Annotated in this window: 9 protein-coding genes and 1 rRNA gene; 6 read left to right on the top strand and 4 right to left on the bottom strand. The window is 67.9% G+C overall.

Features of this window, described 5'->3' with window-relative positions:
- Positions 1–3: 3 nt before the first annotated feature.
- The 3 genes from rrf to LDL21_RS29555 all read left to right on the top strand — a co-directional run bounded on the left by rrf (position 4) and on the right by LDL21_RS29555 (position 1,252).
- Positions 4–120: ribosomal RNA gene (gene rrf, locus LDL21_RS29565) — 5S ribosomal RNA — on the top strand.
- Positions 121–197: 77 nt separating this feature from the next.
- Entirely contained in the window at positions 198–947 is a 750-nt protein-coding gene (gene nucS, locus LDL21_RS29560) for an endonuclease NucS (protein ID WP_067498208.1), read from the top strand.
- Positions 948–958: 11 nt separating this feature from the next.
- Positions 959–1,252 carry an Rv1322 family protein gene (locus tag LDL21_RS29555; protein WP_067645043.1) on the top strand — a complete coding sequence of 98 codons (294 nt, stop codon included), beginning with the start codon at positions 959–961 and terminating at the stop codon, positions 1,250–1,252.
- A gap of 97 nt (positions 1,253–1,349) precedes the next feature.
- Here LDL21_RS29555 and LDL21_RS29550 read toward each other — a convergent pair whose 3' ends face one another.
- Both LDL21_RS29550 and mce read right to left on the bottom strand, forming a co-directional pair.
- Positions 1,350–2,354, bottom strand: a complete 1,005-nt coding sequence (locus LDL21_RS29550; RefSeq protein ID WP_067498215.1) for a coiled-coil domain-containing protein — start codon at positions 2,352–2,354, stop codon at positions 1,350–1,352.
- An 86-nt stretch (positions 2,355–2,440) separates the two neighbouring features.
- Positions 2,441–2,902 (bottom strand): methylmalonyl-CoA epimerase, encoded by a 462-nt coding sequence (gene mce, locus LDL21_RS29545; protein WP_225282659.1) that lies wholly within the window; start codon positions 2,900–2,902, stop codon positions 2,441–2,443.
- 89 nt (positions 2,903–2,991) lie between these two features.
- Between mce and LDL21_RS29540 the strand changes: the two genes are divergently transcribed.
- The 3 genes from LDL21_RS29540 (at position 2,992) to LDL21_RS29530 (ending at position 5,549) form a co-directional block, all read left to right on the top strand.
- Positions 2,992–4,176, top strand: coding sequence for an acetyl-CoA C-acetyltransferase (locus tag LDL21_RS29540; protein WP_225282658.1), 1,185 nt, complete (start codon positions 2,992–2,994; stop codon positions 4,174–4,176).
- Between the two features lie 91 nt (positions 4,177–4,267).
- Positions 4,268–4,633 carry a DUF3817 domain-containing protein gene (locus LDL21_RS29535; protein WP_067498224.1) on the top strand — a complete coding sequence of 122 codons (366 nt, stop codon included), beginning with the start codon at positions 4,268–4,270 and terminating at the stop codon, positions 4,631–4,633.
- A gap of 61 nt (positions 4,634–4,694) precedes the next feature.
- Entirely contained in the window at positions 4,695–5,549 is an 855-nt protein-coding gene (locus LDL21_RS29530) for a tetratricopeptide repeat protein (RefSeq protein WP_225282662.1), read from the top strand.
- Between the two features lie 59 nt (positions 5,550–5,608).
- Here LDL21_RS29530 and glgB read toward each other — a convergent pair whose 3' ends face one another.
- On the bottom strand, positions 5,609–7,765 hold the full coding sequence (gene glgB, locus LDL21_RS29525) for a 1,4-alpha-glucan branching protein GlgB (protein WP_225282657.1): 2,157 nt from the start codon (positions 7,763–7,765) through the stop codon (positions 5,609–5,611).
- A complete protein-coding gene (locus LDL21_RS29520) occupies positions 7,766–9,766 on the bottom strand; it encodes an alpha-1,4-glucan--maltose-1-phosphate maltosyltransferase (RefSeq protein ID WP_225282656.1) in 2,001 nt (666 codons plus the stop codon). It lies immediately after the preceding gene.
- Between the last annotated feature and the right edge of the window lie 30 nt (positions 9,767–9,796).

The raw sequence follows: 9,796 nt of genomic DNA, 5'->3' as shown, positions 1-9,796 counted from the left end.
TGTTACGGCGGTTATAGCGGTGGGGAAACGCCCGGTCCCATTCCGAACCCGGAAGCTAAGGCCACCTGCGCCGATGGTACTGCACTCGACAGGGTGTGGGAGAGTAGGACACCGCCGGACAATCATTCACGAAAAGGCCCTCCAGCCATGCTGGAGGGCCTTTTTGCGTTCTCCTGAGCGTCCCCTAGAGTGGCCGGGTGCGCCTTGTCATTGCTCGTTGCCAGGTCGACTACGTCGGTCGGCTGACCGCTCACCTCCCGATGGCCCGCAGGCTCTTGCTCATCAAGGCCGACGGTTCGGTGCTGGTGCATTCCGACGGCGGCTCGTACAAGCCGCTCAACTGGATGAGCCCGCCGTGCTGGCTCCAGGAGCGCGACGTCGCCTCGCTGAACCCGCCGGCGGAACTGCCCGAGGGCGTGCGTCCGCTGCGCGAGGAGCCCATGCAGGCGCCCGAGAACAACTTCAAGGCCCTGTGGGTGGTGACCAACAAGGCCGGCGAGGAACTGCGCATCGCGATCGAGGAGATCGAGCACGATTCCTCGCACGAGCTCGGTATCGATCCCGGCCTCGTGAAGGACGGTGTGGAGGCGCACCTGCAGGAGCTGCTCGCCGAGCATGTCACCAAGCTCGGGGAGGGGTACACCCTGGTGCGCCGCGAGTACATGACCGCGATCGGCCCCGTCGATCTGCTGTGCCGCGACGCCGACGGTGCGACGGTCGCGGTGGAGATCAAGCGACGCGGCGACATCGACGGCGTCGAACAGCTCACCCGCTATCTGGAACTGCTCAACCGCGACCCGCTGCTCGCGCCTGTGCGCGGTGTGTTCGCGGCCCAGCAGATCAAGCCGCAGGCGAAGACTCTCGCCGAGGACCGGGGGATCCGTTGCCTCACGCTCGATTACGACGAGCTGCGTGGCACCGAGAGCAACGTTTTCCGGTTGTTCTAGGAAGCAGTGCCATGCCGCGTCGTAAACCGCGCCAGGAACGCCGTAGCGGCCCGCCGCCGCTCGGTGATGTGTACGGGCGCACCGAGGAGGGGCCGGGCGGCGACGAGATCTATGTCGTGCGAACGGTTCCCGGTGCGCGTGCCGTGAAGACCTACCGCTGCCCGGGCTGTGACCACGAGATCGCGCCCGGGGTGGCCCATATTGTCGCGTGGGCCGTCGAGGGCGGTGAGGACGACCGTAGGCACTGGCATCAGGGTTGCTGGAACGGCAGGCGCACACGGGGAATCACGCGCCGCTGGTCCTGAGTCCAGCCGAGACGCCGAAAACCGGAGGCCACCTCGATGATTCGAGGTGGCCTCCGGTTTTCCAGGTGTAGACGTGTCGTCGCAGAGTCCGACAGGGTCAGTTGACGTCGGCGCTCTCGCGGTCCTCGTCGACGATGTCCTCGTCGGAGACCTCCGGGATGGCCTTGTTCTGGCGCGAGCCCGAGACGGACTTGTTGTTGCCATTGTTGTTGTTGCTGATCGACTTACGCTCGGGGGCGCCGTCGAGCAGTTCGCTCTCACGGTTGACCGCCGCGAGCATGGCGGGCACCGAGTCGAGCTGACCGCGGATACCGAGCAGCTGGGCCAGGACCCGGCCGCGCAGCACGCGCATTTCCTCGGCCAGTTCCTTCGCGTGCGCGATCTTGCGCTCGGAGGTCTGGGTGGCGGAGCTGATGAGGCGGTTGGCCTCGTCGGTCGCGTCCTTGATCCGCTGGGCGGCCTCGGCGCGACTGGTGGCCTCGAGCTCCTCCATGGCACGAGTCAGCTTGGTGCGCCGATCGTTCATGGTGGCCTCGAAGTCCTGCTGGGTGGCCTTGCGCTTGGCCTCGGCCTCCTTGGCGAGACGCTCGGCCTCGGCCTGGGCGGCCTCGATGATCTTGGTCGACTCGGTGCGCGCCTTCGCGAGGGTCTGCTCGAACTCGATCTCGAGCGCCTCGCGCTTCTCCTTGGTCTCCGCGAGCAGCGACTCGTACTTGCCACGCATCTCGGTGGCCTGCTGCTCGGCGATCGACACCATCTCGGCAGCCTCGGCCTGGGCCAGTGCGCGAACCTCGGACGCTTCGTCCGAGGCCAGGCGCAGCATGCGCGAGATACGGTCGGACATACCTTCGGCGGTGGTCGGCGGCACGGAGAGCCGGTCGACCTCCTTGCGGAGCTCGTCGATCTCGTCCCGGGCGTCTTCCAGCTGGGCGGCGAGATTGCGGGCCTGCGCGGCGGCAGCATCCCGGTCGGTGGCGGTGACGCGAAGCTCCGCGTCGAAGCGGTCGAAGTAGTTGCGCACCTCGTCTTGCGCATAACCCTTGCGCACAACGGTGAAGGGCAGTGCAACGAAGCGATTGCGATCGGACTCAGGTGACGACATGGCACACAAAATACAGCCTCGAGCGACACGATGGAGACTCGACCGGGAATGTGATCTCGCCGAGATTTCCCGGTCGGACCGGCCTACTAGTGCGTAACATCCGGGTTCGGCTCCACGAGCTCGATCAGCACACCCCCAGCATCCTTCGGATGGACGAAATTGATGCGAGAATCAGCGGTTCCGTGTCGAGGCGCCTCGTACAGCAAACGCAGCCCACGCTCGCGTAGGAAGCCCGAAACGGCCTCGATATCGGTGACCCGGTAGGCCAGCTGCTGCAGTCCCGGGCCGCTGCGTTCGATGAACTTGGCGATGGTCGACTCGGGCGTGAGCGGGGCCAGCAATTGCAGGGCGGTCGCGCGGTCGGCGGCGGCCGGGCACGACAGCATCGCCTCGACGACGCCCTGAGCCTCGTTCACCTCGCGGTGGGTCTCGACCATGCCGAGGTTGTCGGTGTACCAGGCCACCGCGGTGTCGAGGTCGGGCACGGCGATGCCCACATGGTCGACGGCGATGACGTAGTCGGCGGGGATGAAGTTCGCATTGGTCACCCCACGAAGCTAGCGCGACCTGCGTACCAGGCGCCGGTCCGCAGGGGTTACCGTTGAGTACAGGTTCGAACTATGAATGCGAGGCTTGCGTGACCACTTCTGTCATCGTGTCCGGTGCGCGTACCCCGGTCGGGCGGCTGCTTGGCGGTCTGAAGGACTTCAAGGCCTCGGATCTGGCCGGTGTGGCCATCAAGGCCGCCCTGGAGAAGGGTGGCGTCGCGCCCGAGCAGGTCCAGTACGTGATCCTCGGCCAGGTGCTGCAGGCCGGTGCGGGGCAGCTGCCCGCGCGCCAGGCCGCCATCGCCGCGGGTATCCCGATGGATGTGCCGTCGGTGCTCGTCAACAAGGTCTGCCTGTCCGGCATCAACGCGATCGCCTTGGCGGATCAGCTGATTCGCGCAGGCGAGCACGAGATCATCGTGGCGGGCGGCATGGAGTCGATGAGCCAGACCCCGCACCTGCTGCCCAAGAGCCGCGAGGGCTTCAAGTACGGCAACACAACCCTCGTGGACCACATGGCCTACGACGGCCTGCACGACGTCATCACCGATCAGGCGATGGGTCTGCTCACCGAGGACCGCAACGACCTCGACAAGGTGAGCCGCGAGGAGCAGGACGCCTTCGCCGCCGCCTCGCACCAGCGTGCCGCGGCCGCGTGGAAGAACGGTGTGTTCGAGGGCGAGGTCGTGCCGGTGGCCGTGCCGCAGCGCAAGGGTGACCCGGTCTACGTCACCGAGGACGAGGGCATCCGCGCCGACACCACCGTCGAGTCGCTCGGCAAGCTGCGTCCGGCCTTCCGCAAGGACGGCACCGTCACCGCGGGCACCGCCTCGCAGATCTCCGACGGTGCGGCCGCGGTGGTCGTGATGAGCAAGGCGAAGGCCGAGGAGCTCGGGCTCGAGTGGATCGCGGAGATCGGTGCCGCGGGCCAGGTCGCCGGACCGGACTCGACGCTGCAGGATCAGCCCGCCAACGCCATCCTGGCCGCCTGCGCCAAGGAGGGCATCACGCCCGCCGACCTGGACCTCATCGAGATCAACGAGGCCTTCGCGGCCGTCGGTGTGTCCTCTACACGCAAGCTCGGCTACGACCCGGAGAAGGTGAACGTCAACGGTGGCGCCATCTCTATCGGTCACCCGCTCGGCATGTCGGGCGCCCGGATCCTGCTGCACCTGGCGCTGGAACTGAAGCGTCGCGGTGGTGGCGTGGGCGCTGCCGCGCTGTGCGGTGGTGGCGGTCAGGGCGACGCCCTGATCATCCGCGTGCCTGCCTGATATTTCGACGCGACCGGCCCCGGTGAGTTCCGGGGCCGGTTGTGACGGGTGCAACTACACGGTGTCGTAGGTCATGCGGCACAATGGGCGCATGGGTTTCTTTGATCTGCGGTCTGTCGCGAGTCGGTTTCGGTTCTTCGCGGTGCTCGAGGCCATTTCCTGGGTCGGTCTGTTGCTCGGAATGGCGTTCAAGTACCTGCCCGAGGAGGGCAACGAGATCGGTGTGAAGATCTTCGGTCCGGTGCACGGTGGCATCTTCGTGCTGTTCGTGCTGACCGCGTTGCTCACCGCCCGCGAGCTGAACTGGAACTGGAAGACCACCGTCCTGGCGCTCGCCTCGAGCATTCCGCCGCTGTTCACCGTGATCTTCGAGGCCTGGGCCGTGCGCACGGGCAAGCTCGGTGAGCTGAGCGCGAACAGCAAGGGCGCCGCGGCTGCCACCTCCAGCGCTTCGTGACAAACTGGAAACCGTGACTCGACCCGCTTCCCGTCGTCCTTCGCCCGCCGTCGCCGCTGCCATGTCAGGGGCGGTGGATCTGTCCGGTCTCAAGCAGCCTGCCGCCGCTCCGGGTGGCGCGGGCGCGCCGGGTGACCATTCGGTCACCGAGGCCGACTTCGAGACCAAGGTCATCCGACGCTCGATGCAGGTGCCCGTGGTTGTCGCGCTGTACTCGCAGCGCAGCCCGGGCAGCGTCGAGCTGGTCCGCACCCTGGAACGGCTCAATGCCGACGACCGCGGTGCGTGGGATCTGGCCGCGATCGAGGCCGAAGCCAATATGAACATCGTCCAGGCGCTGCGGGTGCAGGGCATTCCGACGGTGATCGCGGTGGCCGGTGGGCAGCCGCTGGCCGACTTCGAAGGCGCGCAGCCCGAACCGCAGGTGCGTCAGTGGCTCGACGCGGTCGTCGAGGCGACCGCTGGCAAGCTCGAGGGCAGCGGCGCGCAGGCCGAACCCGAGAACGACGACCCGCGCTTCGTGGCCGCCGAGACCGCGCTCGCCGAAGGTGACATCGCCGGTGCCGAAGCCGCCTACGAGGCCATCCTCGCGGAGGAACCGAACAACGCCGAGGCCAAGGCGGCGCTGCGGCAGCTGAAGTTCCTGACCAGGGCCCAGCAGATCGACCCGGGCGTGGTCGCCACCGCCGACGCCGATCCCGGCAATCTGGATGCCGCCCTCGACGCCGCCGATGTGGAACTGCTCGAGCAGCGTCCCGAGGCCGCGTTCGACCGGATCATCGCCGTCGTCAAGCGCACCGCGGGCGACGACCGTGACCGGGCCCGCACCCGGCTGCTCGAACTCTTCGAATTGTTCGATCAGGCAGAGCCTTTCGTGATCGCCGCGCGTCGGAAACTGGCCGCCGCGCTGTACTGACACCCATCGACCACGGGCCGCCCGGCAGTATGCCTGGGCGGCCCGTCGCATATCCGGCCTCAGGCGGGCGCGCTCAACCAGAGGGCGCTGTGCGGGGCGAGTCGCACGGTGGTCGAGGCGGGATGACCGTGCCAGGGGGTGTCCTCGGCCGTGACGGCACCGAGGTTGCCGATACCCGAACCGCCGTATCCGGTGGCGTCGGTGTTGAGGATCTCGGACCAGGAACCGGTGTGCGGCAAGCCGATTCGGTAGTTCTCGTGGGTGGCACCGGAGAAGTTGAACACGCACGCGACCGCGCTGCCGTCACTACCCCACCGCAGGAACGCGAAGACATTGGCGGCGCTGTCGTCGGCCTCGATCCATGAGTGCCCGCCGGGGGTGGTGTCCTGCGACCACAGTGCCGGATGTGCCACGTAGGTGCGGTTGAGATCGGCGACCATGGTCGAAATACCCTGGTGCAGTGGGTTTTCCAGTTCGTACCAGTCGAGGCCGCGATCGTTGTCCCATTCGCGGAACTGGCCGAATTCCTGGCCCATGAACAGCAGTTGCTTGCCGGGGTGCGACCACATGTAGGCGAGCAGGGCCCGCACGCCGCCGGCCTTGGCGAAATCGTCGCCGGGCATGCGTGTCCACAGCGTGCCCTTGCCGTGGACCACCTCGTCGTGACTGATCGGCAGCAGGTAGTTCTCGCTCCAGGCGTAGACGAGGGAGAACGTCATCTCGTTGTGGTGCCAGGCGCGGTGGATGGGGTCGCGGCCCAGGTAGCCGAGGGTGTCGTGCATCCAGCCCATGTTCCACTTCATGGTGAATCCGAGGCCGCCCACGTCGGTGCCGCGGGTGACGCCGGGCCAGGTGGTCGATTCCTCGGCGATGGTCACCACGCCGGGGTGGGCGCTGTGCACGGTGTCGTTGAGTTCCTGCAGGAAGTCGACCGCTTCCAGGTTCTCGCGACCACCGTAGATGTTCGGTTCCCAGCCGCCGGCCGGACGTGAGTAGTCCAGGTACAGCATCGAGGCGACGGCGTCGACGCGCAGGCCGTCGATGTGGAATTCCTCGATCCAGAAGATGGCGTTGGCGACGAGGAAGTTGCGCACCTCGTTGCGGCCGAAATCGAAAACATAAGTGCCCCAGTCGAGTTGTTCGCCGCGCCGCGGATCGGGGTGTTCGTAGAGCGGGGTGCCGTCGAAACGGGCCAGCGCCCACTCGTCGCGCGGGAAATGGGCGGGCACCCAGTCGAGCAGCACGCCGATGCCCGCGTTGTGCAGGTGGTCGACGAAGTAGCGGAAGTCGTCGGGGGTGCCGAAACGCGAGGTCGGGGCGTAGTAGGAGGTGACCTGGTAGCCCCAGGAACCACCGAAGGGGTGCTCGGCCACCGGCAGCAACTCGACATGGGTGAAACCCGCTGCCCGGACGTAATCCGCCAGTTGCTCGGCGAGTTCGCGGTAGTTCAGGCCGGGGCGCCAGGAGCCGAGGTGCACCTCGTAGACGCTCATCGGGGAGCGGATGGCGTCGGTGCTCGCGCGCCGGTCCAGCCAGGCGCTGTCGCCCCAGATGTGGTCGGCGCGGGCCACGACCGACGCGGTGGCGGGTGGTACCTCGGTGGCGAAGGCCAGCGGGTCGGCGTGGTCGACCACGCGGCCGTCGGCGCCGTGTACCCGGTACTTGTAGCGCGTGCCCGGACCGACGCCGGGAACGAAGACCTCCCACACCCCAGACGTGCCGAGCGCGCGCATCGGCGCCGATTGCCCACCCCAGTGGTCGAAGTCGCCGAATACCGTGACGCCGCGCGCGTTGGGTGCCCACACCGCGAACGACGTGCCGTCGACATCGCCGTCGAGGGTGGTGTAGTGGCGGGGATGCGCGCCGAGCACCTCCCAGAGCCGGGTGTGCCTGCCCTCGCCGATGAGATGCAGGTCGAATTCGCCGACGGTCGGCAGGAAGCGGTAGCCGTCGGCGGTGACGACCGTCGGGCCGCCGGGGTATTCGGTGCGCACCCGGTAGTCGTCGATCCGGGGGTACGGCAGGACGGCCGCGAAGATGCCGTGGCCCAACGACTTCAGCCGGTGTTCGGCGCCGCCGACGAGGACGGTCACCGTGTCGGCGTGCGGGCGCAGCACGCGCACGGCGGTGCCGTCGGGGTGGGGATGGGAGCCGAGAACGGTGTGCGGGTCGGGATGGGTACCCGCGGCCAGCAGCATCAGATCGCGGCGCTTCATCTAGAAGCTCCGCCGGAACGCGAGGGCCGCACGGGCTTCGGCGGGCACCGCGGGCAGGGCGATGATGTGGGCGACCGCGCGCGCCGGGTCGAGCCGCACCCAGTTGCGCTGGCCCCAGTGGTATTCCTCGCCGCTCACCTCGTCGAACACCACCGGGTGGTCGTGCCATTCGCGCCCGATCGCCGGCATGTCCAGACTGACGTGACCGTCCTCGGCGGCGTAGGGGTTGAGGTTGACGATCACCAGCACCGCGTCGCCGCTGACCGGATCGAATTTCGAGTAGGCGATCAGCGCGTCGTTGTCGACGTGGTGGAAGTGGATGCAGCGCAACTGTTGCAGCGCAGGGTGATTGCGGCGGATCTCGTTGAGCCGGGTGAGCCACGGTTCCAGCGACTCACCGCGATCGAGGGCGGCGGCGAAGTCGCGCGGGCGCAGTTCGTACTTCTCCGAATTCAGGTATTCCTCGCTGCCCGGGCGCACGGCCTCGTGCTCGAACAACTCGTAGCCCGAATACACGCCCCAGGTGGGGCTGAGGGTGGCGGCGAGGGCGGCGCGCACCGCGAACATGCCGGGGCCGCCGTGCTGCAGGCTCTCGTGCAGGATGTCGGGGGTGTTCACGAACAGGTTGGGGCGGGCCTCGTCGGCCTTGGCGGCCAGCTCGTAGCCGAACTCTTGGAGTTCCCACTTGTGCACGCGCCAGGTGAAATACGTGTAGGACTGGGTGAATCCGCGCCTGGCCAGGCCGTACAGACGCGCCGGGCGGGTGAAGGCCTCGGAAAGGAAGATCACGTCGGGGTCGGTGCGGCGCACCTGCGCGATCAGCCACTCCCAGAAGTCGGCGGGCTTGGTGTGCGGGTTGTCGACGCGGAAGATGGTGACGCCCAACGCGATCCAGTGCCGCACCACGCGCAGCACCTCGGCGTAGATGCCGTCGGGGTCGTTGTCGAAATTGACCGGGTAGATGTCCTGGTACTTCTTGGGCGGGTTCTCCGCGAAGGCGATGGTGCCGTCGGGCAGGGTGGTGAACCATTCCGGATGCTCGGCGACCCAGGGGTGGTCGGGGGCGCACTGCAGGGCCAGGTCGAGGGCCACTTCGAGGCCGAGTTCGGTTGCCTTGGCGACGAACTCGGTGAAATCGGACTCGGTGCCGAGTTCGGGGTGGATGGCGTCGTGGCCGCCGTCGGCCGAGCCGATCGCCCAGGGCGAACCGACATCGCCGGGCTCGGTGGTCAGTGAGTTGTTGCGGCCCTTGCGGTTCACCGTTCCGATGGGGTGGATCGGTGGCAGGTAGACCACGTCGAAGCCCATGCCCGCGATGCGGGGTAGGTCGCGGGCGGCCGTGGCGAATGTGCCGTGCACGGGTTTGCCCTCGGCGTCGCGGCCACCGGTCGAGCGGGGAAAGAACTCGTACCACGAACCGACGAGGGCGCGCCGGCGTTCGGCGAGTACCGAGAACTGCTGACCGCGCGTGACCATCTCGCGCAACGGGGCGGCCCGCAGGATCTCGGCGACCTCCTCGGTGAAGGCGGGCGCCACCCGCGCCGGGAGTTGTTCCTCGCTGCGCAGGGCGTTCGCGACGGCGTGCAGCCGCTCGAACTGCCGCTTCGGCACCGCCTGGGCGGCACGCTCGAACAGGCGGGCGCCGATCTCGAGATCGTTGGCGAGATCGGTGGCCGACTGACCGACCGACAGCTTCGCCTCGACCGCCGAGCGCCAGGTGGCGATGGGATCGCTCCAGCCCTCCACCCGGTAGGTCCACACGCCGGGCACGTTGGGGGTGAACACCGCGTTGAACACGTCGGGTTCGTAGTCGGGCGTCATCCGGATGCGGGTGACGCGCGAGGATCCGGGCGCGCGCACGGCCAGGCTCGCGGCAACCGCGTCGTGGCCTTCCCGCCAGACGACTACCCGGACGGGAAAAACCTCGCCGACCACGGCTTTGGCCGGGCGGCCGCCTGCGATGGACGGGGCAATGTCATCGATGGCAATCCGGCCGCTCACCCATGCCAAGGTACTGCACACCGCGCCCGA

Source organism: Nocardia rosealba (assembly GCF_020216065.1).
Classification (GTDB): Bacteria; Actinomycetota; Actinomycetes; order Mycobacteriales; family Mycobacteriaceae; genus Nocardia; species Nocardia rosealba.
Note: the sequence above shows the minus strand (reverse complement) of the source record. Positions and strands in the feature narration are given on the sequence as shown.